Below are 23546 nucleotides of genomic sequence, written 5' to 3'. Positions count from 1 at the left end.
ATCGCACGTGGAGAAGGTGTTCGCCCAGTGTAATGGCCTGGCAATCCATGCACCGGTAAAGAGCCCTGACACTGGGCGAACGGGAAGTATTTTAATTGAAGTTTTCGAATATGTCCGCGTATATCAACATGAAATTTATCGAAACAACATTGATTAAATGTCGGCCCAAATACTATTTTAACAAGCGGCTTAAACTAACCGATCCGACCATTAAAATTGATTGTTCTTGTACCAAAACTTGTACAAGAACAATCAATGTATAGTATAGAGCTAATACTCAATTTTCGTGCTGACGGGTCACTTTCAATATATCGGTGTAGGTCACCACAACGCTCTGCCCTACTTTCAGATCCTTCAGTTTCTTCTGAACTCCAAGTTTTCCGACGCTGATGGTTGTTGACCGACCAGCCGACAAGAGCGCTGAACCCCAGTCCAGCGCCCTCTGGGCAGATGACCAAAGGCGCTGATCAGGGCGTTTTTGCGGTTTCCTGTGCGGTGGATTCGCCGCTGTCTGTGCCCTTGCCGCTTTCCTTGCGTCGGGTCGGATCGGTCGGGCGCAGGGCGTCGTTGTCACGCTCGACTTCACCCGGTGGCCGGGGTTCGTCAGGGTCTTCAGTGGGGGGTTTCGGTTTCACGTGGGTTCTCCTTCAAGCTTCGGGATCGTCAACCTCATGGGCGACGTTCACGGCAGGCGAGTCCTTATGGGATTGATCGGCCTTGGCCTTCAAGGCTTGCCACTGTTCCAGGTCAATGGCGCCCTGCCCCAGCAAGTCATCGGCCACCCGCAGCAGTTCGGTGTAATGGGCGTCGGGGGACTGCTGCCAGTAGGCCTTGTCTTCGAACAGGCGCTGCCATGAATCAAGGTCAGGCGGTTTTAGGTCTTCGCTCATGGCGGGCTCCTGTGAACGGGCTTATTAACTTAGGAGACTGTCGCCCAACCGAGAGTTCCGACTCAATACCCTGTCATTTCCAGATAACCCTGCCCACCGTGGCTGCCGCTCAATTGCACCGGCCCTTCCCAATAGGGAATGCGCAAAGCCATCCACGCATTGGGGTTGAGGGCGCTGATTGTGATGTCGAGGTGTTTGTCGGGAATTTTGATCGACCAGCGCACAGGCATCGAACGTCCGGCGACTTTAGCGGTGTCTTGCGGTGTGAGGCTGATGTCGGCGGCGTTCAGCAACTGCGTCTGGCCCTGAGCGTCGACCCAGGTGCCGGTGAGATAAGGCGCGCCGTCCTTCTGCCGCATGCGGTAGAGCATCACCTGTTCGCCGCTGTCCAGGTGCAGGGAAAACCAGTCCCAGCCCGTCTGGTTGGCGGTCAGGGGTTGGCTGCTCCACTCACGGTCGAGCCAGGCCGGGCCGCTGACTTGATACGTTTTGCCGTCGATTTCCAGCGTGCCGCGGGCCTGGAAAAACGGCTGACTGTAGTAGTACGACGCCTGCCCTTGTTCGGATTTCTGACTGAAGCCTTTGTCTCCCTGAAGCACCAAAGGACGTGTGGAAGTCAGTCGTAACTGGTAGCTGAACCCCTTGTCCCGGGCGCTGAGTTGAAGATCCGCCAAAGGATCGGAACCCTGACTGCTGAAGCGCCAATCATCGATCCACGCGTTGAACGGCGCGAGACTTACGCCAGCCTGACCCACGCCACCACGGGCATAGCGCTCGGCGGCGTGATGCACCGTCGCCGACGTCACGGCCGCGTGGCCAAGCCAGATAATTTGATTGCTCCAGCCAGCCACTTCGGGCGTCGCTTTCAAGGCGCTGCGAAACAGCGTCCACTGCGCGCCGAACTCGCGCCCCTGATCGTCCTTGAGGTTGGCGGTGACGTACCACCATTCAATTCGAAAACCGTCATGAGGACCGTGATCCGCCGGAAAACTGAACACCCGACCGGGCACCACCGGCGTAAACGCAGTGGCCTGATGACCCAGACCCGCGAAGCCTTTCTCAACAGGCGCCGAGTTATCGCACCCGCCCAACAAAGCCAATAGCAACACGCCGACCTTAATCTTCATGAGCAAACGTCCTCAGCAGATCCGCCGGTTGCGTGCGATACAGCGAGTACAGCGGCCACGCCGACGCCAGTAAAGTCGCCAGCAGCGCCAACCCCATCAACTGCAACAACTGCATCGGAAACACCCGCAGCGGCAAGCGCCAGCCAAAAGCCTGGACGTTGATCACCGTGTCCAGGCACCACGCCAGCGCAATCCCCAACGGCAACGCCAGCACCAGGGTCAGCACCGCCAGCAACCAGGTCTGCCCGAGATTGAGCAGCATCAATTGCCGGCGAGTCACACCCAGCGCCCACAGGGGGGCGAGTTGCCCGAGGCGGCTCTGACTTTGGGTCAACAGGCTGATGAACAGCGCCACGCCTGCCACGCAGAGGGTCAGGCTGTTGAGCGCGGCGGTCGCGGCAAAGGTGCGTTCGAACACTTGCGTGGACCAACCCTTGAGCCGGGCCTGGTCGACGATGCGGCTGTCCTCCAGAGAGAAGCGTGTTTGCAGCGCGGTCAGGAACGCGGGGATCAACGGTGGGTCGATGCGCAGGTTGAAACGGCTCGGTGTCAGCTGCGGCCAGCCGCGCAGCAGATGGTTGACGTTGACCAGAATGTGGCCCTTGGGATTGCCGTAGTCGGCATAGATGCCGACGATCCGTGGCGACCAGACGCCGTTCGGTGTGGAAATCGTCAGGTGATCGCCAAGGCGCACCTTCAGCCGACGGGCCAGTTGTTCGCTGAGCATCACTGCGTCGTCCTTGGCCAGTCGGTCCCAGGGGTTGTCGCCCAAGGCTTCCAACAGCGGCCAATGCTGGCGATACGTCGGGTGATCGATCACGCCGAAGACGTCCGCCGGCCAGCCTTGCAACTGGATCGACACTTGCCAGTTGGGCAGCACTGCCGTGAGTCCGGGTTGCTGCTTGAGCCAGGTTTGCAGCTCTCTGGCCTGGGCCGGATTTCGCGGATTGACGTACAGTTCGGCGGTCAGGCGTTGTTCGAGCCAATCGCTGAAGGTCTGACGAAAACCAGCCGTCATGCTGCCCGCACCAATGTTCGCCGCCAGTGCCAACAACAACGCCATCAGCGCCAGGCTCAGGGCCGGCAGTTGCTGACGGCAGTCGGCGAGAAACCATTGGCCGAGCACCGAGCGACTGCGATGCAGCACCAGGTTCAACACCATGTTGAGCACCACCGGCAACGCCAGTGCGGCGCCGATCAACAGTGCCGCCATCAACACGAATCCACTGCTCAGGCTGTCGCCAAAGATCAACGCCAGCAGCGCGACCACCGCGGCAATCACGGCGACCCAACCCTGGCGCCGCAACCAGCGCGCGTGAGCCTGATGCCAGGCTTGTGGGTCAGCCAGGGCCAGCAACGGCAGACGCGCTGCCCGCAACAAACTGTTGGCACCGGCCAACAACGCACCGAACAGGCTCAGGCCGACGCCGCTGAGCCACCACCACGGACTGAGGCTCAACTGCCCCGCCACTTCGGCGCCGTACAACCCGCGCAGGCTGGCGACGACGTCCGGCAACAGCACGCTGGCCAGCAGGTGGCCGCTGGCGACCCCGGCCAGTCCGCCGACCAACGCCAGACCACCCAGTTCGACCGTCAGACAAGTAATCAACATTCGCGCACTGACGCCACAGGCACGCAGGGTTCTGAGCAAGCCACGGCGTTGTTCCAGCGCCAGGCCGATCGCGGCGTGGACGATGAACAGGCCGACCACGAATGACAGAAAACCCAGGGCATCGAGGTTCAGGTGAAAGCTTTCGGTCAGGCGCGATAAATTGTTCTCTTCGCCGCGGGTTTTGAGCTGCAGTTGCCCCTTGAATTGATCAGGCAGGGTCGCGGTGAAACCCTTCGGCAGCAACAGGCGCGACAGCTGATCCGGCAGGCCGAGAATCTGCTGGGCGAAGCCGATGTCCACCAGCAACACACCGGGCGCCATATCGGACTGGGCATGCAGCGGCGGCAAGGCCTGGCCACTCAAACTCACCGGGCGTTCGCCCTCGTGCAGACCCAGCGCCTGTAACGTCTGCGGCGAAACCCAGGTACTGCCCGGTGGGCTGAAAAACTCGACAATCTGCTCAATCGCCAACGCCTGCCCGGCCACTGCAGAACCCACGGGCAGCGACACCGGTTCGATCCCCATCAGCTGCAAGCGCTGGTCGTCATGCCCCTTGAGCGTCACCCGACCTTGCAGAACCGGCGACACCGGCCAACCCGCACGGCGCAGGTCGACAAACACTTGCTGGGAGAAGGTCGCGCCACTGGGCGCACTGAGGCTGGCCTGGGGTTCGCCGCCGATCAATTGACTGGCCCGGGCATAACTTTCACGCGCCTGGCTGTTCAGCGCCTGCACGCCGGTCAGCAGGCTGGTGGCGAGCCAGAGCCCGGTCAGCACACTGAAAAACTGCACCGGATGCTGCCGCCAATGACTGAGCAGCGCCCGCAGCGTCTCGCGAAAGACCCGCACCTCAGCGCTCGTCCGCGCCAGCCAGACGGCCACCGTGGAGCACCACTTTTTCTGCCAGCCGCGCGGCAACCCGTGGGCTGTGGGTGACCATCAACAAGGTGGTGGGACTGTCATCGAGCAACTCCAGCAATAACTTCAAGACCTCATCGCTGGTGGCTTCATCGAGGCTGCCGGTGGGTTCGTCGGCCAGCAGCAGTTTTGGCTGTGACGCCAGCGCCCGGCCCAAAGCGACCCGTTGCTGCTGGCCGCCGGACAGCTGTTCCGGGTATCGCCGCAGCAAATCAGCCAACCCCAGACGTTGCACCAGATGCGCCTGCCAGCGCGGATCATGCCGCCCCGCCAGTCGCGCCTGGAATGCCAGGTTGTCCTCCACGCGCAAACTGCCGATCAGGTTGAACTGCTGAAACACCAGGCCGATTTCGGTCCGCCGCCAGTTGGCCAGTTGCCCTTCGCTCATCTGCTCCAGCCGATGTTCGCCGCTGCGGATGCTACCGCGATCGACCTTGTCCAACCCGGCAATCAGGTGCAGCAAAGTGCTTTTGCCACTGCCCGACTCACCCATCAACGCCAGGCTGCTGCCGGGTTTCAAGGTGAGGTCGACACCTTGCAGAACCGGTAATGGGCCCTGGGGAGTGGCGTAGCTTTTGAAGACGCCTTGGACCGATAGCATGGGGAAAAACCGTTCGATGTGCGTGGAGCAAGGATAGCGGACGGCAGCAGCACCGCGAATAGGCCCGCTCAGACACCCCATAGCCCACACACTTTAGGGAAAAAACATACATAACCAAGGAAATGCCTGACTGCTCATTCGTATCCATATGGATACATTTGAGCAATGAATTATTTTATTCAACAAACCGCAAACCGCCGACATCAGGCGGGCGAAAAAATTGGCAAAGGAGGTTTAAACATGAGCCAGACTTTGACTACTTTCGATATGGCGGCTCTGCTGGACAGTGACGAAGCCATCAGCGAGTACCTTTCGCAAGTGCTCGCAGACGGCGACAACGAAGAATTTCTTCGCGCTATCGGCTACGTGGTGAAAGCGCGTGGAATGACACAGGTAGCCAAGGATTCGGGTATGGGCCGCGAAAGCCTGTACAAGGCCTTCGCACCCGGTGCAAAACCACGTTTCGATACGGTTTTAAAGGTCGTACACGCCCTTGGCATTGATCTCTGCGCGCAGCCGGGTCATTCGGTCAATCACTCGACTCACTGAGAGTCTCTTCTGACTTGACTGCTCGCTTGACCGCCACCCACGTAAAACACAACGGCAACTGCGCCGTTTGCTGCTCATACCGATCATAGAGTTCCTCGCGGTTGGAATGCGGGTACTCCTTGAAGTGGCTGATCTGCAATCCGGCGTCGATCGCCCCTGTGAAGATGGCGCCCAGGGTGTGGACGAACCAGTAGGACGAAGGCGCCTGCTGGTCGACTTTGCCTTCGTAGACGATCGGCTGATCCTGCACGAAGGGTTCACGGCGAAAGTACGAGCTGTCCAGCCGATACGGATCGGCTGATTCGGGGTCGAACATTTCCAGGAAAGGGTGGGTTTCGTACACCACCAGGCTGCCACCGGGCTTGAGGGTTTTTACGACATGGCGCAAGAATTCGGCGATGTCCGGCATCCAGTTCAACACGCCAATGGTGATCAGCGCCACGTCAAAACGGCTGTGAAGCTCAAGCGGCAGATGATGAATATCAGCCTCGATGAACTCAGGCGCATGGGGCGAGTGTGACGCCAGCTCCCGCGCCTGATCGAGGAAGGCCTCGGACTGGTCGACGCCCACGACGCTGTGGGCACCCAACGCAAACAGCGAGATACTTTCGCGCCCGTTGTTGCAGCCCAATTGGACGACGTCCTTGCCGTTGACACCCACGTGTTCCAGCAAACCTCGGAGGGTGTCGTCCAGGCAGCAAAAATCCCCACAACCAACAGCCGTCAAACGGGCCTGCCATTCGGGGGTGTCTTTGTGGTGTCGGGCGGAATCATTCCAGGCATCGCGGTTGCTGGCGATGGCCTTTTCTTTTGACGGCATTTCCATTGCGCGCTCCAGACTGGGGTCTTGATTGACCGGCACGAGTCTAGATCAGCGTTTTGAAAAACCCATTGAGTCTTTGTTGAAATCTTGTAATCCGCGCATCGCGAACGCGCCCCTCGTACGGCAGCTATAGTTAATGACCTTGGGGAAATGCGGGGAAAACCGATTTCGCAGGTGTCGCCATGAAAAAAACCGATTTGACACTACTGTTCGCCCTCTGCCTGACCGCCACAACCGGTGCTCACTCGGACGACAGCCTGACTCCCACTAGCGATTACAGCAGTGAGTTCAACTATTACGGGGCCGACCAACCCTTTGCTCACCCCGTGCCTCCGACCCTGAGCACGGTGCCGCCCGGATCGTACATCCCGACCGCCCCCCAGGATTTCATCCTCATTTCGAGCCAGCATGAGTTCTACGACTCAAGATTGCCGACGGTCGCGGATGCCACTGTTCGCGTGTTCATCCGCGCTTACGATCAGGAACGCGGTGTCTACGTGAACGAAGAAGTCCTCGACCCCACATGCCTGCTCGCGTGCCTCAGCCGTCAGGCGCCATTGATGCAATAGGCCTACCACTGGCGTTTGTCCGGGCGCGCGAGGCCGAGTTTTTCGATCCGGTAACGCAGCATGTCGCGGCTCAGGCCCAGCAGTCGTGCGGATTTGGTGACGTTCCAGTCGGTCTTGTCGAGCATCTTGCGCACCATGTCGCGCTCCACTTCCGGCAGGTTCATGGACTCGTTGCCGTTGTAGACCGGACGCGGTTCGCTGTATTGCGGCTCTTGCTGAAACATCAGCGGCTCATCCACCAGGCTCAGGCACACATTCAACTGATGGGCGGCGATGGTGTCGCTCTGGGCCAGCAGCACGGTTTGCTCAAGCATATTGCGCAACTCGCGCACATTGCCCGGCCAGCTGTAACTGAGCATCAACGCTTCGGCCTGGTCGCTGAAATGCAGGTTCGGCTTGCCATAGCGTTTGCCGTGGATCGCCAGGAAGTGCCGGGCCAGCAACAGGATGTCTTCGCCGCGGGCATACAGGCGCGGCACCTTGATCGAGATAATCCGCAAACGGAAGAACAGGTCGCGGCGGAACTTGCCCTGCTGGACCATTTGTTCGAGGTTGCAATTGGTAGCGCTGATCACCCGCAAATCGACCTTGCGCTCCTTCACCGAGCCAACCCGGCGGATGGTCCGGTCCTCCAGCAGCTTCAGCAGTTTGGCTTGCAGCAACAGGTCCATCTCGCCGACTTCATCGAGAAACAGCGTTCCGCCATCGGCCGCTTCCACCAGCCCTACGCGGCGGTCCTTGGCGTCGGTGAAGGCGCCCTTCTCGTGGCCGAACAGTTCCGACTCCACCAGGTTGGACGGGATCGAGGCGCAGTTGAATTCAATGAACGGGCCTTTGGCACGCGGGCCATCGAAGTGCAGCGCCCGGGCCACCAGTTCCTTGCCGGTGCCGGTCTCGCCTTCCACCAACACCGGCGGCAAATCGGTATTGGCCATGCGCCGTTCGGCGTCGAGTAACTGGCCAATGGTGTTTTTCAGGTACCGCATCGGTGCCGATTCGCCAATCAATGCCTGCACCCCTGACTTCTGCGCTTCGCGTTCCTGATAGAACGACAGCGTGCGTTCCATTCGGTCGGTGGCCAGGGCCTTGTCCAGAAGCAGCTTGAGCTCCGGCAAGGCCACCGGTTTGGTGACGTAATGGAAAGCGCCCTCTTTCATCGCCACCACGGCGTCTTCGACGTTGCCGTAGCCGGTCATCATGATCACCTTCAGATCCGGCGCGCTGATGCGCAGCTTCTGGATCAGGTCGTGACCGCTCATGCCCGGCAGCGAGTTATCGGTCAGCACCACGTCGGGGACGAACGTGCTCAATTGCTCCAGTGCATCCTCAGCCGAGTGGCAGACCGTCACCTCGAAGTCCTTGCGCTCCAGGTAGGTCTGAATATTCTCGGCGAGGAGTTCGTCATCCTCGACCAACAGAATGCTGTGCTCCATATTCCCCTCCCGTTGCCACTTTAAAATTGAGACAGACGCGGGTTCCTTCCTGCTCGCGGCTGGTCAATTCGACCGAGCCTTCGAAACGCTCCATTATTCTTTTGACCAGGGCCAGCCCCACGCCCAACCCTCCTTGTTTGGTGGTGAAAAACGGCTTGAAGGCCATTTGTTGTTGCTGGGGGTTCATGCCCTTGCCGGTATCGCTCAGGGTCATGCGCACAATCCCGGAGTGCGGCGTTTCGATATCGATACTCAGCACGCCGCCTTTGGGCATGGCTTCCAGGGCATTGGAGAACAGGCTATTAAGAATTTGCGTGAGCAGCACCTGTTGGCTGACGACCTGCGGACAACTGCGAGGCGTGAAATGCACTTCGACGTTGGAGCGTTTAGTCAGCGCGTCGAACGCACTCAGCGTGTCGTCGATGACCAGCACCAGGTCTACCGTTTCGTAGTCGTCGTTCATGGGTCGCAATGACACCAGCAACTCCCGAACCCAGCGCGACATGCGATCGACCTGACTGATGATGTCGCCGATGTTCTTCTGCGCGTTCTGGCTGGCGATTTCCTGAGCCAGTTCGGCGCTGGAACGAATGTTGGCCAATGGATTACGCAAGCTGTGAGCCACCGCCGAGGACATTTCCCCCAGCGCCACAAAGGTCTCATTGTTGATCAGTTGTTTTTGCTGGCTCTGCAGCAGTATCGCCGCACGCCGCACAATCCAGAATAGCCCGAGGTAGATGGCCAGACCGCCGAGGACGGTTGCCAGCCAGATCGACCTGAAACCGCGCTGGATACGTTCCACCAGGTCCACGGGCTCCTTGTAGATCTCCACCATGGCGATCACTTTGCTCTTGTCGGCATTGAACATCGGGATGTAATTCTCGATGAACAGGTATTCAGGCTCACGCAGCAGCCTCTGCTCGGGACGCTCCTCATCGATTTCGTGGTAGCTGGTGGACACCGGTTCCTTCATTTCGAAAGATTCGTCCAGTTCGTCGTCATCTTCGATGCGCACGCCAATCAGCTCCGGATTGGTCGACCAGACCACGGTGCGATCCAGGGCGTACACCGTGGCTAACAGAATGTCCGGCAGATGCTCCACATGATCGAGAAACTCGATGCGCGAAGCCGCGCGGGCGTCTGGGTTCACGTCGGGATAGGTGCTGTCCTGGCGCGGGTCGAGCATTTCGCCCATGGTTCTGTTGGGGGCAATCGAAGCATGGCGAATTTCCGCATCACCAATGGACTGGATGAACTGCGCGGTCAGCATCGAATCGCGCTCGATGCTCTCCTCGACCACGAAGCGCGTGGAAACGTAGCCCAACCCCAGCGCCACGGCGGCGATGATGAAAAAGCTGCCCAGGGAAAACCAGCGCAACAAATTGAACTGTCCTCGCCAGCCCTTGCCTACTGCTGCCGACGTACCCGGCGCAGGTATTTTTTGTTGTCCTGATATCTGCATAGGACCTTCCCGGATGCCTTGCATCAAGCCTTTTCAGCCGTGTTTCGGATCAGTGTAGGTGGCATTGATCGAGACTGACGGCGCCAGTGATAGGATTTCGCCGCTATTGCGTTTGCGCCGCCTGCAGCGGTTGCTGACGATCGGTTTCTTCTTGCAAAAATCCCATAATTGACTGCGCAGAGTTCTCATCCAGACGCAGGTTGGGCATGGGGATCTTGTCGAAACGTTCAAACAGTTCCATCGCGATCGGGTCCTTTTCCGCCAGCATGCGGTCCGGCTCGCGAATCCAGCGACTCAGCCATGCCGGATTACGCTGGCGAGTGACGCCGATCAGGTCCGGGCCGATGCTGCGCATGCCGATGCCCTGCCCGTCCATCGGACCCAGGCTGTGGCACGACGCGCAACGGGTACGAAACAGTTCTTCGCCATTGCTTGGTGGGCGAATCTCGGGCGCATCCGCGTAGTTTTCTTCAACGCTGGGCTGCTTCCAGTTCTGCAGCGTGTTGGCCAATTGATCGGCCAGGATCCACGGATTTTCGAAAGGTGAAGCTTTCATCCAGCGGCCAGTGGTCTGGTTGCCGACGATCAGGCTCAGGTTGTGGTCCTTGCTTCGGCCGTTGTCGACGCCTTCGATAAACAAGCCAAGTTTTTTCCGCAGATCGGTGACGTCGGCAAATTCCCCGGTGAGAAACTTCCAGCCCGGCCCGACCTTGAAGCGTTGTGCATAGGCCTTGAGCACTTCGGGTGTATCGCTCAAGGGATCAATGCTGATGGAGTAGAAAAAAATGTCCTGGCCGACCCGGTCCCCCAGCAACTTCTGCACCTGACGCAGGCGTGCGGTTTCCAGCGGGCAAGAGTCGCTGCATGAAGTGAAGATGAAATTGATCACCACCACTTTGTCCTTGATCAAGTCATCAAAGAAACGCACCTGCCGACCGTCGTGATCGGTCAGCAAGGTGTTGGGGAAGTAATCGCCGCCCCAGGGTGTCGCCGACTCTGTCGGCGACAGTACTCCTTCATGGGCCATCAGTACCTGACTGGCCAGCAGGCAGGTGACCAGCATCAAAATCAGGTGCATGCCCAGGGCGCGGGAGCGCGACGTATGCATGTTCATGTCGGCTCCCTCGCGGTTCATGGTTTCATCACCGCTTTGGGGCCGGATCCGTCGCCAGTGCGGAAGGTTGGCAGCGCGGCGGAGTTCACGTAGCGCACACCATCCCAACTCGGCAGCGGTGTCGGCATCAGCTGGAATTGCCCGGGTTTTTCAATGTCCCAGCGCAGCAGCATCGAGTTGTCTTCATGCTGAGTGTTGTGACAGTGCTCCATGTAGGTCCCGGCAAATTCGCGAAAGCTGATCGCCATCTCGACGCTGTCCAGGCCATCCTTTTCCGGGCCGATGCGGTACACGTCCTTGCGTGCCCATTTTTCCCATTCCGGTGGCACCTTGCCGCCGCGACTGAGGATGATCCCCTCCTCGAAATGCACATGCACCGGGTGGCTCCAGCCCTCGCCGCCGAGCTTGATGTTCCAGACTTCCAGGGTGCCGAAACCGGCGACACCGGCATCGGTGGGGCCACTGGCCAGTTGGGTCGCGGCGTTCAAACGCCGTGGGTCCATGTGGAAACCGAAACCGCCATCAGTCTTGACCGTCCACGGTGCTTCATCGGTGCCGTCGGAACGGCCGAAGATGAAGGTGCGGTGACGGGCTTTGGCCAGCAGCACCTTGTCGGCGGCGTTGTCGCGATGGATCTTCAACGGGATCATCACCAGGCCTTCAGCCTTGCCCGGTTTGGCCGGTTCATAAGCCGCCGGGTCCATGGCCAGGTCCTGACCGGTGTAAGCCTTGACGTTGAGTTGCAACACCTTGCCTACCGCCGGATCACCGTCCTCCCACTTCGGCCCCTTGCTGGTTTGCTTGAGGATCGCCCGGTATTTCTCGGACAGCACGTCAGCCAGGGAGACGGGTTCTTCCGGGCCCTTGCCGTCTTCGTGCACCAACAGGTTGACGAAGAACAGCTTGTCGCCCGGTTTGATCCCGTTTTTCGAGAAGTTGACGATGATGTCGAAACGTTCGGCGATGCCCAGGGTTGGCAGGATCGCGTTGTGGTTCTGTTTATCGCCGTCGGCATCCAGGTCCATGCTGCCGTCGAACGGCACGCTGTGTTCCATGATGTTGCCGTCGTTGGCAATCATGTGGAACGGCACGCGGGCATACGACACTCCCGACCCGGCAGGCCCTTTGAACTCCCCGCTGGTGCCCTTGATCTCGCGCACCAACGCCAGTTTGAAGAAGCGCGACACTGAGCCATTGAGCATGCGGAACCGATAGCTGCGGGCACGGACGTCCAGACTCGGCTTCCACTGCCAGTTGACCAGCACCTGATCACCGAGGAAGCCGTCGGTATTGAACGGGTTGAACCACAGTTGACCGTTCTTGTCCCACGCCTTGTCGGCAAACTGCAGGTTGACGTCGTAGTCGCGGTTACCCCAGGGCAAGGCGCTGCCACTGGGAAAACGCAGGTTGACGCCGTCATTCACCGATTCATTGCCGCGGTCCAGAGCGCTGTAGTAGTTCATCATTGCCGCGTTGCCCTTGTAGACGTTCTGCGCGGTGAAATCGAGCATGTGGTCGTGAAACCAGTGGGTGCTCATGGTTTCGCGCCAGTCGCCGCGGACCTTGATCGTGCCGTTGTCGCAGGTCTTGCGGCTGGGGATGAGATCGTTGGTCCACAGGGTTTCGCCCGGCGAGCATGGAAAGGCTGCACGCGGGTCTTCAGCCTTGGTGTTGATGCTGTCGTAGCCGGCCAACTGGATCGGCCAGCGATAGTCGTAAAATTGCCCGGGGAAGAAAAACGCATTGGCATAACCGTCGCTTTCCGCCGGTGTGTGGCCGTTGTGTTCGTGGGTGGTGATGGTGTGCAGACCAAAACCCATGTTCGCCGACGGGTCGATCGGCAAGCCGTTGTAATGGCGCATCAACACGGGTTGCCCGTAACGCACCATGAGCAATTTGGGCGGAAAGGTGCCGTCGAAGGTCCAGACCGCGTTATGGTTCTGCACCGGCATTTTCGGGTGGAAACGCGCATCGACGCCCTTGGCGGTGCCATCGGTCGCCGGTACGCCAGCCACGTTGTGATAGAGGCCACCTGGGCCAAACTCACCCACGGCATAGCGGTGCATCTGACGACTATCACGCCCACCGGTATTCAACCGTGCGCCGGTTTGCACGGTCTTGTAGGCCATTTGCGGGTAAAACTCGTTCCAGCGCTGGTGCGACCAGCCTTTTCCTGGCGGACGGCCTTCAGCCGACGAGCCGATACGGCGGTTGAGGAAAAATTCGATCTGCTTCTGCCACGGGTTACGGTCGATCACGTTGGAGTACAGACTCGGGAACGGTGTCAGCCCCGGTTGACGCAGAAAGGCGTCGAGTGCCGCACTCGGTGGCGCACTGCGGGCCGCACTGGTGGGGTCCTGCTGTGGCAACGGTCCGATGGCTGCCGGTGGGAAGCCCAATGGCGCCGCCGGAGTGGTGGGGTCGAGTTTTTCCGGGCCGAATTCTTCGAACAGCACCAACTGCTGAGTGAACGGCTGAGCGCCATACAGCGGGCTCGGCTTGCCGTTGGTGGGGTAGTCGAAACTGGTCTGCACGGCCGGCGGCAGGATGTTTTCCACCCGCGTGGTGTCCCGGCTGCCTTTGACGCCACCGGGTAAATCGAAGGAATCTTTGTTGGCCTCGGGCATGGTCAAAATGGCGTTCAACGCCGCCGCTTTGTCAGCCGGTTCATCGTAGTAAGCCGAGGGGTCGGAAGGTTCTGGCTGTCGCTCGTCATCGATGGGGCTGGCGCGCAGAGTCGCTGTGCCCAGCGTCATTGTCAGAAGAACGCTCAGAGGCGTGAGGAGGCCGAACCATTTGAAGGGGTACCGCGCTTTTGTGTCCATTACCAGCCGCCTCGAAGTCGTGAAGGGGGTAATGGGGGCTTCTGCAAGGACCTCGCCAGATTTGTATCAGGTTTTTACGAAAACATTAAAACTCAACAAAACAATGGCTTATAAACATCAATGTGCCATTACCGGGGGAAAAGACTGGGGAATGACACCCGCTAACGGGGAAAGTTCACCCCCGTTTTCAGGTGACCAAATTAAACGACAGACGGACACTCGTGCCCTCGCCTTCACGGCTTTCGAGGGTCACCGTACCGCCGAACCGCTCCATGATTCGCTTGACCAGTACCAGCCCGACACCGAGCCCGCCTTGCTTGGTGGTGAAAAATGGCCGGAAGGCCATGCTGCACTGTTCTTCGTTCATGCCTTTGCCGGTGTCGCTCACCACCACGCTGATGCCATGGGAATCAGTCGGCTCCAGCGTGATGGTCAACGTGCCGCCCTTGTCCATGGCTTCCAGTGCATTGGCCAGCAAACTGTTGAGGATCTGCGTCAACTGCACCTGCTGGCTCAGGACCATGGGCGTCAGCGTCGGGTCGAACACCACGTGGACCGAGGCTTTGGCGATTTGAAGCTCGAAGGCCATCAGACTGTCATGCAGCGCCGCCACCAGATTCACGGGCTCGGCTTCGTCGTTGAGCGGGCGCAAAGATTGCAGCAGCTCCCTCACCCACTTCGACATGCGATCCACCTGGCCAATGATGTCGGTGATGTTCTTGTGGGCCGGGCCGCTGTCGAATTCCAGCGCCAGTTCGGCACTGGAGCGGATGGTCGCCAGCGGATTACGCAAACTGTGGGCGACCGCCGACGACATCTCGCCCAGGACGACAAAGGTTTCGTTGGTGATCAGTTGCTTTTGTTGCGCTGCCAGCAGAATGGCCGCCCGGCGTACGATCCAGTAAAGCCCCAGATAGATCAGCCCGCCGCCCAGTGCAGTGGCAAGCCAGATCAGGACCAGACCGCGCTCCATGCGGCTGATCAGGTCCTTGGGTTCCTTGTAGATCTCGACCATCGCCGTGACTTTGTCGCCGTCGGCATCGAACAGCGGAATGTAGTTCTCGATGAAGATGTATTCCGGAGGCGTCACGAACTTCTGTTCCATGCGGCTCTTGTCCACATTGTGATAACTGGCCGACACAGGAATTTTGGAAGCAAAGGCTTGTTCCAGGTCTTCGTCGGCATGGATCGTGGTGCCCATTAACGCCGGGTTGGTCGACCAGATCACCATGCGGTCGGGGGCGTAGATGTTGGCCAGGATCACGTCCGGCAAGTGCTCGACATGGTCGAGGAATTCGCCCCGGACATTGGCACGGGCCAGCGGGTCGACGTCGGGAAAGTCCTTGTCTTTGCGCGGATCGAGCAGTTCACCCATGGTCCGCACGTTAGGAATCGACACATGACGCACCTCGGCCAAGGCAATCGCCTGAATGAACTGGGACGTCAGCAACGCGTCGCGCTGCACGCTCTCGGTAATCACAAACTGGGTGGACACCGCCCCCAACGCCACCGCCACCGTGCCAATCACCGCCAGGCTGATGAGCGAAAACCAGCGCAGTAAATTGAACGGTTGCTTGCGCGAGCTCAGGCGAACATCACCCTCCTCGTAGTGGAGTGTTTGAGTTGGCATGTCCATGGACGTGTTCCCGACGATTCCCCCTATAGGGTTATAGCCCACTCATGGCCGTTTGCCCGACGTTGGGTCTTGTCTCCCCCACTTCCCCCTTATCCCCATCTACCCCCAATGCTGGGGACAGTGGCCCGTTCCCAAAACCCGCGGTCTGAAGCCGTTTGTGCGCGACACGCCCATGGTTCGGGCCTCTGCGGGCCGTTTTCGCCGACTGGTATGGAAGTTGCCGAAGACCCCTCCACTGACCCGTCTCCATGGGCAGGCATCCTGATAGAGGGCTTAACGCATGCACCCTTTACTGTCCAAAACCGCGGCCGCTCTGGTCGTTAGCGCCCTGGCCCAAGGCGCCGCTCAGGCGGCGCTTTTTGCCGTCGATCCCGGCCCCTATGTACCCGCCAACGGCTCGTTCGCTGCCTGGTATCAGGACACTCACGGCCGAACCCTCGACCTTTGCCTGTCCAAGGCCGTTAGCTCGCGAGTCGCCGGCGCTCCAGGCGCACCGTCGTACATGTGCAATTTGCTACCGACTCCCGGGGTCTTCGACGACACGCAACCGCTCGTCTTCCCGAGCAACTTCCCCGATGAGGCATTCTGGTTCACCGGCGACGGCACCATCGTCGACGCCGCCCGAGGTATCGACCTGACCTATGTCAGCGCCGTTGAAGCCGCCTTCAGCGGTGGCGACCCAGTCGAAGGCGACCAGATCAGCTTCGCCCGCATACGCATACGTATCGATGTACCGACCGCGGGCACCTACGTCATTACCCACCCCTACGGCGTCGATGTCTTCAACGTCGACACCCCCGGGCGTCGGGCGATCAACATGACCCGGGACATTGGCATCGGTGTGCCGAAAACCTACGACGGTGCGCTCAAAGGTGACATTGGGCCGTTCCTGCGCAGCGTCAATGGCCCCTACACCGAGACCAATCCGATCACCGGCTCAGCCGAGCAATTCGTCGGCGACCCGAACCTGGTGGAAGCCTTCACCGGCAGCCCTTTCAATACCAACTACATCCGTATTGAAGGACCCAACGGGCTGGATTTGCGCACTGCGGTGATGGCCATCTCCGGCAAGTTGTCGACCGTGGCCCGGCCGACACCCATGATCACCCAGCGCAGCACCTACTCGCGTAAACCCGGCGCCAGCGCTCCGGTGGCCCAACAAGACGTGTTCGTCCTGGCCCCGCCGCCACCGGCCAAAGTGACCCTGGACAGCAACAACCCCGTGTTGAACCTTTCCGAGGCCGACACCACCGGCAGCTGGTACGCGCAGTCTTCGACGAACCCGAGCTTGCCGAGCACGTTGCAAGTGACTGCCGACAACCACCTGGCCATTGCTAGCAGCACGCCGACCACCTTACCCATGCCCCTGACTGACCTGGTGATGATTTCACGTGCCGAGTACAGCCTTAGCACCGGGCAAATAACGGTCGTGGCCTCGACCAGCGACGAAACTTCACCACCGGTGCTCACTGCCACCTCTGGCACAGGTGTCGCCATCGGCGCCCTCAGTGGCGATGGCGCAGTCAAATCCCTGGCCACCGGCATCTCGCCGATTCCACCGGCCAAGGTTCGAGTGACGTCATCCAATGGCGGCAGCGACACCGAAGAAGTGGTCATCGTGCAATGAACGCTCACATGCCCAGATCCTCATCAGGAGGCATCATGAACAATTGGCCACGCCTGGCGCTAAACGCTCTGGGACTGACTCTATCGCTGTCCGGCAGTGCTTTCGCGCAGCTCGCTGCCGTCGACCCCGGTCCTTATACCTTTGCCTCGGGGAAATTCCCGATCTGGTATCAGGACAAAAATCTGCTGTCGATGGAACTGTGCCAGTCCCGAGCCGCCAGTTCGCGGGTACCGGCTTCCACGCCACCGGCCTACATGTGCACCCTGCTGCCGACACCGGGCATTTTCGACGACACCCTGCCGATGGTGTTCCCGGATAACTGGCCAGACGAAGCCTTCTGGTTCCTCGCCGAGACGAACATTCCCAACAATGCCGCTGGCTATGGAATGGACGCCTACGTGGCCGGGATAGAAGCAGCTTTTGCCGGCGGGAATCCGCAAGACGGCGATCAAATCAGCTTTGCGCGGATTCGTATGCGGATCAATGTGCCCATCGCCGGGACCTACACCATTACTCACCCTTATGGCGTGGAAACGGTCAACGTCACCACCCCCGGTCGTCGCGCAATCAACATCACCAGAGATATCGGCGTCGGTGTGCCGGGAGTTTTCAACGGGGCATTGAACGGTGCTATCGGACCCTTCCTGCGCAGCGTCAACGGCCCCTACACCGAAGTGAACCCGGACACCGGCGCGATCGAAACTTTCGTCGGCGACCCGAACCTCACCGAACAAGTCACCGGCAGCCCCAACAACACCAACTTTGTGCGCATCCAGGGCCCGGCCGGGACGATCGTGAGCAACCTGTTCACACTGGCCGGCAAAGTCCTCGACAATCGTGCGCAAACCCACGTAGACCTTAGTCGTGCAACCTACCGCCGCACCGCCTCGGGCACCGGTACCAGCACCCGGGTCGAAGTCTTTGGCAAAGCGGACAACAGCTCTACCTTGTGCTTCCGCGAAACCGTCGCCCTTGTGCCAGGCCCACCGCCTACACCCTGCCTGACCAACATGGTGGGTGACGGCACCGGGTTGTACTTCGGCCAGCGTCTGCTCAGCGGCCCCGTGCCTCCGGTCGTGGTGCTCACCGCCACCAACCCGGCCGGCACCACCCGCCCTACGGCGGTCTCGAGCAAGCTCACTGACCTGGTGAAAATCCAGACCGCTCGCTACAACTGGAGCAATCACAGCCTGCTGATCGAGGCCACGTCCACTGACGAAGTGGCAGTGCCCGACATGGTCGCGCAGGGTTACGGACGTCTGTCGAAAACCGGCACCCTGCAAAAAATCACCGTCGCCGATCTGCTCCAGCCGCCAGCAACCGTTACGGTCAAATCCGCCGCCGGCGGCAGTGACACCGAGGCTGTCGTCGTGGTTGGCTCTGCACCGAATACCGGTGAGAACCAGGCGCCGCATGCCGTTGCCGATACCGGCAGCACCAGCTTCGGGGTGCCCATCACCCTCAACCTGCTGGCCAACGACAGCGACCCGGACGGCAACACGCCACTGAGCATTACCGCGCTGACCCAACCGGCCGCAGGCCAAGGCACCGTGGCGTTGAGCGGCACGACGGCGGTGGTCTACTCCCCGCCAGCCGTGGTCAATGCACCGCTGACCACGACCTTCACCTACAAGCCTCAAGACGTCAAAGGCCTGGCCTCGACCACTGCGGCGACCGTGACCATTACCGTTGCGCCTAACCGGCCTCCGGTGGCGGTTGCCGACAGCATCGCAACCCTGGGCGTGGCGGTTCCGATCAACGTGCTCGCGAACGACACCGATCCGGAAGGCAACGTGCCGCTGGCGGTCGCCAGTTTCACCCAACCACCGGCAGGTCGCGGCACCGTCAGCAGCAACGGCACGGTGATCACCTACACCCCACCGGCCACGGTCACCACGGCCTTCACCACGACCTTCACCTACATCGCCCGGGACAGCTTCGGCGCCCCGTCGACGTCACCGGCTACGGTCACGGTGCAAGTCTCGCCAAGGCCTGCTGCGGAAACCTTCACGGTGACCACGGCAACGGTGTCAGCCCGCTCCAACAACCGCTTCACCTGGGACTTTGCAGGCACCTCATCGGTGATCACCGGCAACACCATCACCATCAAGGTCTCCACCCCGACCGGGCTGGCAACCCTGGGCACCACCACGGTGCCAGCGACCGGTCGCTGGAGGCTGACGGTGAACAACACCACCACAGTGATTCCGTCGGCGAACCCGACAGCCACCATCACCTCGTCCCAAGGCACCGTGCGCACGGTCTCGGTGATCTCGAACTGAGCCCTCGCCCCATCAGCCACAGAGCCTGTAACAAAAGGTTTGGTGGGGCAGGTCTCTCCGCAAAGGACAGCGCCATGAAAACGCCAATCGCCGCCCTGCTGTGCCTGCTTCTGCTCTGCAGCAGTGCGGGCGCGCGCGCCGATGATTTGATGGAGAACGACGACCTGGCCCCCGGCGCAGACCTCGGGGAGTTGCCACCGCCGATTGGCCAGCAAGCACTGATCGATCAGAACGGCCAGGCCAACGTTGCGCTGCTGCAACAGAACGGCCAGTCGCTGCTCGGTCGCATCGTCCAGTCGGGCAGTAATCAGGAAGCCTACATCCTGCAACAAGGCAGCGACCTGATGGCAATGATCACTCAGCAAGGTTCCGGCAACGCCGCTTCGATCACTCAGACCGGCAGCCATAACCGCGCGCAGATTTCCCAGAACGGCAATAACAACGACGCCAGCATCGACCAGGCCGGTACGGGGCTTTCAAGCGCCGTGACCCAGTCCGGAAATGGCATGAGCGTTTCGGTCAAACAATACCGTTAAAGCACTGCACCATTTGGAGGTTTCATCATGTTCAAACTGACGCCCCTCACCGCCGCCATCCTGGTCATTGTCAGTGCCCAGGCGATGGCCGCTGACAGCGTTTCCACCCAGGACCAACTCGGTACCGCCAACGTCGCTGATGTGAAACAGACCGCGGCCCCGTTCAGTACCGCCACCCAGCAGCAAGTCGGCCAGGGCAACGACGCTGCCGCTGTGCAAGACACAGCCACCAGCACCATTGACCAGAACCAGCTCGGTGACTACAACGCCGGCTACGCCGAGCAGCTGTTCGAGGACGGCAGCACCATCAACCAGCAACAAGTCGGCAGCTCCAACACCAGCCATGCCAGCCAGTCGATAGGCTTCGGCGCCAGCCAGGTGCTGCAACAACAGCAAGGCTCCGGCAACTTCTCGTTCATCTATCAGGACAGCCAGAATGGCGCCACCGGTCAAACCTTGCAGTTCGGTGACAACAACGAAGCCAATATCGAACAGATTCAGTTCGGCATCGCCAACAACGCGATGATCATCCAGTACGGCACCGCCAACTACGCGACCGCCGAACAGATCAACCACATGAGCGGCCAGATCGACATCAACCAGGCCGGTGAAGGCAACTATGCCTACGGCGACCAGCGCGATGGCAATGGCGGCACCGTGAACATCAACCAGCACGGTGACTTCAACAGCACCGAACTTTGGCAAGGCGGGCAAACCGACAGCCACGCCACCGTCAACCAGTATGGGCAAACCAACGAGACTGTGGTCGATCAGAGCTTCGGCGAAAACAACGTCGCCCAGGTGCTGCAAGTCGGCGACCTCAACGCGATCTACGCCGACCAGTTCGAATCCGTCGGCTCGACCCTGGCGCTGTACCAGCAAGGCACCAACAACGTGCACTTCACCTACCAAAAAGGTGAAAGCCAAGTGCTGAACGCAACCTCCGTGGGTAACGGCAACAAGGTCTACGCCAGCGACTGGAAAGGCCCGCAAAAGGGTGGCCAATTCGGTGTCAACCAACGCGCGACCATCACTCAGAACGGCAACGACAACGTCGCCAACGTCACCCAGAAGGACGTCGGCCACATCATGACCACCAGCCAGAACGGCTACGGCAACAAAACCACCGTCACCCAGGCTGAAAACTACAACGAGCTGTACTTTGACCAAAACGGCAGCGACAACATCCTCATTGCCGACCAGCGCGGCACCACCAACCTGGCCCAGGGCAACAGCACCGGCATCGGCAACACCACCAACTTCGACCAGTCCGGCACCATGAACGTGGCCTACGTCACTCAGGGCGGCACCGGCAACATTGCCAGTGTCACTCAGAGTGGCATGACCCAGACTGCGACCGTGCAGCAGTTGGGCAGCGACAACCGGGCAACCGTGCTACAGCAATAATCGCAAGGCGTAAAAAAACCGCGACCCTGGGTGGGGGGTCGCGGTTTTTTTGTCTGTCCCGGTCGATCATTCCCACGCTCTGCGTGGGAATGCATCCCGTGACGCTCTGCGTCACATCGAGAGGCGGAACGCGGAGCGTCCCCGGCGGCATTCCCACGCAGAGCGCTCATCGTTCTACACAACTCTCGATGAGCGCACGCTGGGCGTCTAATGCGATAACAAACTCACGTATTCGTTGCATCCCTATCCACATGGCCTTGGGGCCGGGAGGTCCGTCATTTTTACGCCCCAAGTAGCCTCCCAGGCTCGTGACCAGTAAAACCATTTCTCCTAAAGAAGGGGGCGCAGTGGGCGGTTGGCACCGTTTGACCACGATATAGGCTGCTTTCCACTCCGAAGCCTCAAACACCATCTCGCAGCTTAGATCGGGACAAGCACGTCCCAGCATCAGGCTGTACAGCACACGCCAGGTCGTGATCAGGTACAAACCAATGCAGGGCAACAACCGTTCCTCGGTCTCCAGCTGCAATCGACTGACCTGACAACCATTCTTCAGCACATTGAAAAACACTTCGATAGACCAGCGTACCCCGTACCACTCAACCACGGTGCTCGCCTGCTCCAGGCTAGTGACCGGCAGACTGGTCAGCAGCAGCCACTCCAGAGGTTCAACACCGTCTATGGCGTTTTCTTCACGGGCCAACACAGCATTGATCGAGACGCTGGGCAATTTATAACCCGGCCTGTCGGGGGCACGCAGGGTCACGGTTGCCGCGCGCAAGGTGACATCAGCCAGTCGGGCGGGGCGCTGGGGACGAGCTTTGACTTCAACCTTGAGTGTTCCCAAGGACGGTGCCTGATCCAGTGCCGACCACAACTTCCCGTTGTCAGCCCCCAGCAAGCGCCTGTCTTGAGCCGCCCGCACGATCCATTGGGCCCGGGTGTCTGGACTGAACTCTTGATGATCAACAAACCATTCGTACAGATCGCCCTCAGCATCGGCGAGGTTGACCACCAGGGTCTGCGGTAGCTGCCCCTGAATCGCGCAACTGGTTTGATAACTGTCAATCCAGCGCTGACTCTCTTTCTCATCAATCCCTTTATCTCGGCGCTCATGGCGGGGGCTCGGTTTATCGCGGCTCCACCACTGAGCATCGACGACGCCCAGACAAATACGTTCGGGGGTAAAGGCAATGGTTGGGTGCAGACGTCGAGAAAACTTCTTCTGCGCCTTGATCGTGCCCATCCCTTTGGGACCGAGATTGACCCATTTGTCCATCTCGGTCGTGTCTTGCGCCAACAGCACCACGGGACTGCTTTGCATCCGTTGCAGGGTCGCGTCCTGATGGGGCCGCAACACCTTCTGGAACGTGACTTTCTCATTATCAAGAAATCGATAGGCCGCCGTGGTTTCTGCCAGCCCTCGACAAGCGGTCGGGATGCTGTTGCCGGGATGATCGGCTAGGCGTCCTAAAAAGCTGGCGAGCCTGGCATTTAAACGGCCATCACCCAAGTCGGCGGTTTTCATTTCGTCCTGTGCCCAATTCAATCTTCGTTCTCCATTTCTTCGAGTTTCAAAAATACTTGAAAACAGAGTTATGTAGAACGATGAGCGCAGAGCGTGGGAACGATCAGTTACGCGGGTGAGTCCTGCGGATCGATGTTATCCAGCGCCCGATTGACCGCCAGGTCGGCCAGCATGATGACCTGCTGGATGCCCAATAACATGCTGCGCTGTGGCCCCTCCAGAAACACCGCAAAATCAGTGGCCATGACACTGGCGGAAGCCAACGACTCACAGGCGTGGGCCAACAGGCTTTCGGTGTCGATGTCCGGGGCGATGACGAACATCGTCCTGGGCTTGCGTTCAGGCGTGTCTTTTTGGGGATTGAGGTAATGGTCGAGGGCGCGGTCGGCCGCTTCGTGGAGTTTTTTTGAATCGGGTGATGCGTAGGGGGAAACGGTGTCGGTTTCTGGGGGATTGGGTGTGGGTTTGAACATGGGGAAGCTCCTTGATCAATGGAGCCGCCACACATCGCTGCTAAACGAAAAAGGGTGGCGACTGTACGCGGGTTAGCAGACCAGGGATCAAGGAACCCGGCGCACCGAAGTGCCCCACGCACAGCCACCATAAC

General features: G+C 59.8%; 19 protein-coding genes. 6 read left to right on the top strand and 13 right to left on the bottom strand.

Features of this window, described 5'->3' with window-relative positions; genetic code table 11:
* Positions 1-467: 467 nt before the first annotated feature.
* The 5 genes from ACYZT5_RS01400 to ACYZT5_RS01380 form a co-directional block, all read right to left on the bottom strand.
* Positions 468-635 carry a hypothetical protein gene (locus ACYZT5_RS01400; RefSeq protein WP_462049446.1) on the bottom strand — a complete coding sequence of 56 codons (168 nt, stop codon included), beginning with the start codon at positions 633-635 and terminating at the stop codon, positions 468-470.
* A gap of 12 nt (positions 636-647) precedes the next feature.
* Complete coding sequence (locus tag ACYZT5_RS01395; protein WP_415760116.1) at positions 648-890, bottom strand: hypothetical protein; 243 nt, start codon at positions 888-890, stop codon at positions 648-650.
* A gap of 62 nt (positions 891-952) precedes the next feature.
* Positions 953-2017 (bottom strand): lipocalin-like domain-containing protein, encoded by a 1065-nt coding sequence (locus tag ACYZT5_RS01390; protein ID WP_462049445.1) that lies wholly within the window; start codon positions 2015-2017, stop codon positions 953-955.
* Complete coding sequence (locus ACYZT5_RS01385) at positions 2007-4478, bottom strand: FtsX-like permease family protein (protein ID WP_462052164.1); 2472 nt, start codon at positions 4476-4478, stop codon at positions 2007-2009. Before ACYZT5_RS01385 ends, ACYZT5_RS01390 begins: the two co-directional genes overlap by 11 nt.
* Before the next feature lies 1 nt (position 4479).
* A complete protein-coding gene (locus ACYZT5_RS01380; RefSeq protein WP_462049444.1) occupies positions 4480-5148 on the bottom strand; it encodes an ABC transporter ATP-binding protein in 669 nt (222 codons plus the stop codon).
* A 240-nt stretch (positions 5149-5388) separates the two neighbouring features.
* Here ACYZT5_RS01380 and ACYZT5_RS01375 point away from each other — a divergent pair, with 240 nt between their 5' ends.
* A complete protein-coding gene (locus ACYZT5_RS01375; RefSeq protein ID WP_462052163.1) occupies positions 5389-5697 on the top strand; it encodes an addiction module antidote protein in 309 nt (102 codons plus the stop codon).
* Here ACYZT5_RS01375 and ACYZT5_RS01370 read toward each other — a convergent pair.
* Positions 5678-6523, bottom strand: a complete 846-nt coding sequence (locus tag ACYZT5_RS01370; RefSeq protein ID WP_462049443.1) for a class I SAM-dependent methyltransferase — start codon at positions 6521-6523, stop codon at positions 5678-5680. The two genes, ACYZT5_RS01375 and ACYZT5_RS01370, sit on opposite strands and share 20 nt — an antisense overlap.
* 179 nt (positions 6524-6702) lie before the next feature.
* Here ACYZT5_RS01370 and ACYZT5_RS01365 point away from each other — a divergent pair, with 179 nt between their 5' ends.
* Complete coding sequence (locus tag ACYZT5_RS01365) at positions 6703-7089, top strand: hypothetical protein (protein WP_462049442.1); 387 nt, start codon at positions 6703-6705, stop codon at positions 7087-7089.
* A 2-nt stretch (positions 7090-7091) separates the two neighbouring features.
* On the opposite strand, the gene ACYZT5_RS01360 is transcribed toward ACYZT5_RS01365, so the two are convergent.
* The 5 genes from ACYZT5_RS01360 to ACYZT5_RS01340 all read right to left on the bottom strand — a co-directional run bounded on the left by ACYZT5_RS01360 (position 7092) and on the right by ACYZT5_RS01340 (position 15559).
* Positions 7092-8522: a sigma-54-dependent transcriptional regulator gene (locus ACYZT5_RS01360; RefSeq protein WP_462049441.1), complete on the bottom strand. Its 1431-nt coding sequence runs from the start codon at positions 8520-8522 to the stop codon at positions 7092-7094.
* On the bottom strand, positions 8491-9984 hold the full coding sequence (locus ACYZT5_RS01355) for a sensor histidine kinase (RefSeq protein ID WP_462049440.1): 1494 nt from the start codon (positions 9982-9984) through the stop codon (positions 8491-8493). The genes ACYZT5_RS01360 and ACYZT5_RS01355 overlap by 32 nt, the downstream gene beginning before the upstream one ends.
* A 103-nt stretch (positions 9985-10087) precedes the next feature.
* The gene (locus ACYZT5_RS01350; RefSeq protein WP_462049439.1) at positions 10088-11119 is read right to left on the bottom strand and encodes an SCO family protein; all 1032 of its coding nucleotides are present in this window, start codon (positions 11117-11119) and stop codon (positions 10088-10090) included.
* Complete coding sequence (locus ACYZT5_RS01345; protein WP_462049438.1) at positions 11116-13923, bottom strand: multicopper oxidase domain-containing protein; 2808 nt, start codon at positions 13921-13923, stop codon at positions 11116-11118. The genes ACYZT5_RS01350 and ACYZT5_RS01345 overlap by 4 nt, the downstream gene beginning before the upstream one ends.
* Before the next feature lie 187 nt (positions 13924-14110).
* Positions 14111-15559, bottom strand: coding sequence for an ATP-binding protein (locus ACYZT5_RS01340; RefSeq protein ID WP_462049437.1), 1449 nt, complete (start codon positions 15557-15559; stop codon positions 14111-14113).
* A gap of 280 nt (positions 15560-15839) precedes the next feature.
* Between ACYZT5_RS01340 and ACYZT5_RS01335 the strand changes: the two genes are divergently transcribed.
* The 4 genes from ACYZT5_RS01335 (at position 15840) to ACYZT5_RS01320 (ending at position 21411) form a co-directional block, all read left to right on the top strand.
* Positions 15840-17186, top strand: coding sequence for a hypothetical protein (locus ACYZT5_RS01335; protein WP_462049436.1), 1347 nt, complete (start codon positions 15840-15842; stop codon positions 17184-17186).
* 35 nt (positions 17187-17221) lie between these two features.
* Positions 17222-19468 (top strand): Ig-like domain-containing protein, encoded by a 2247-nt coding sequence (locus ACYZT5_RS01330; RefSeq protein ID WP_462049435.1) that lies wholly within the window; start codon positions 17222-17224, stop codon positions 19466-19468.
* A gap of 74 nt (positions 19469-19542) precedes the next feature.
* Positions 19543-20004: a curlin gene (locus tag ACYZT5_RS01325; RefSeq protein ID WP_462049434.1), complete on the top strand. Its 462-nt coding sequence runs from the start codon at positions 19543-19545 to the stop codon at positions 20002-20004.
* 27 nt (positions 20005-20031) lie between these two features.
* Positions 20032-21411: a curlin gene (locus tag ACYZT5_RS01320; RefSeq protein WP_462049433.1), complete on the top strand. Its 1380-nt coding sequence runs from the start codon at positions 20032-20034 to the stop codon at positions 21409-21411.
* A gap of 166 nt (positions 21412-21577) precedes the next feature.
* Here ACYZT5_RS01320 and ACYZT5_RS01315 read toward each other — a convergent pair whose 3' ends face one another.
* Positions 21578-22939: an IS4 family transposase gene (locus ACYZT5_RS01315; protein ID WP_462047420.1), complete on the bottom strand. Its 1362-nt coding sequence runs from the start codon at positions 22937-22939 to the stop codon at positions 21578-21580.
* Between the two features lie 107 nt (positions 22940-23046).
* Complete coding sequence (locus tag ACYZT5_RS01310; protein WP_462049432.1) at positions 23047-23412, bottom strand: DUF6124 family protein; 366 nt, start codon at positions 23410-23412, stop codon at positions 23047-23049.
* Between the last annotated feature and the right edge of the window lie 134 nt (positions 23413-23546).

Source organism: Pseudomonas sp. LB3P14 (assembly GCF_054898045.1).
This window is presented reverse-complemented; position numbering and strand designations above follow the sequence as displayed.

What these genes read in the sequence shown, in the direction of transcription:
- ACYZT5_RS01395 (WP_415760116.1), bottom strand. Translation starts at nt 890, where the DNA reads ATGAGCGAAGACCTAAAACCGCCTGACCTTGATTCATGGCAGCGCCTG.
- ACYZT5_RS01390 (WP_462049445.1), bottom strand. Translation starts at nt 2,017, where the DNA reads ATGAAGATTAAGGTCGGCGTGTTGCTATTGGCTTTGTTGGGCGGGTGC.
- ACYZT5_RS01380 (WP_462049444.1), bottom strand. Translation starts at nt 5,148, where the DNA reads ATGCTATCGGTCCAAGGCGTCTTCAAAAGCTACGCCACTCCCCAGGGC.
- ACYZT5_RS01375 (WP_462052163.1), top strand. Translation starts at nt 5,389, where the DNA reads ATGAGCCAGACTTTGACTACTTTCGATATGGCGGCTCTGCTGGACAGT.
- ACYZT5_RS01370 (WP_462049443.1), bottom strand. Translation starts at nt 6,523, where the DNA reads ATGGAAATGCCGTCAAAAGAAAAGGCCATCGCCAGCAACCGCGATGCC.
- ACYZT5_RS01365 (WP_462049442.1), top strand. Translation starts at nt 6,703, where the DNA reads ATGAAAAAAACCGATTTGACACTACTGTTCGCCCTCTGCCTGACCGCC.
- ACYZT5_RS01360 (WP_462049441.1), bottom strand. Translation starts at nt 8,522, where the DNA reads ATGGAGCACAGCATTCTGTTGGTCGAGGATGACGAACTCCTCGCCGAG.
- ACYZT5_RS01355 (WP_462049440.1), bottom strand. Translation starts at nt 9,984, where the DNA reads ATGCAGATATCAGGACAACAAAAAATACCTGCGCCGGGTACGTCGGCA.
- ACYZT5_RS01350 (WP_462049439.1), bottom strand. Translation starts at nt 11,119, where the DNA reads ATGAACCGCGAGGGAGCCGACATGAACATGCATACGTCGCGCTCCCGC.
- ACYZT5_RS01345 (WP_462049438.1), bottom strand. Translation starts at nt 13,923, where the DNA reads ATGGACACAAAAGCGCGGTACCCCTTCAAATGGTTCGGCCTCCTCACG.
- ACYZT5_RS01340 (WP_462049437.1), bottom strand. Translation starts at nt 15,559, where the DNA reads ATGGACATGCCAACTCAAACACTCCACTACGAGGAGGGTGATGTTCGC.
- ACYZT5_RS01335 (WP_462049436.1), top strand. Translation starts at nt 15,840, where the DNA reads ATGCACCCTTTACTGTCCAAAACCGCGGCCGCTCTGGTCGTTAGCGCC.
- ACYZT5_RS01330 (WP_462049435.1), top strand. Translation starts at nt 17,222, where the DNA reads ATGAACAATTGGCCACGCCTGGCGCTAAACGCTCTGGGACTGACTCTA.
- ACYZT5_RS01325 (WP_462049434.1), top strand. Translation starts at nt 19,543, where the DNA reads ATGAAAACGCCAATCGCCGCCCTGCTGTGCCTGCTTCTGCTCTGCAGC.
- ACYZT5_RS01320 (WP_462049433.1), top strand. Translation starts at nt 20,032, where the DNA reads ATGTTCAAACTGACGCCCCTCACCGCCGCCATCCTGGTCATTGTCAGT.
- ACYZT5_RS01315 (WP_462047420.1), bottom strand. Translation starts at nt 22,939, where the DNA reads ATGAAAACCGCCGACTTGGGTGATGGCCGTTTAAATGCCAGGCTCGCC.
- ACYZT5_RS01310 (WP_462049432.1), bottom strand. Translation starts at nt 23,412, where the DNA reads ATGTTCAAACCCACACCCAATCCCCCAGAAACCGACACCGTTTCCCCC.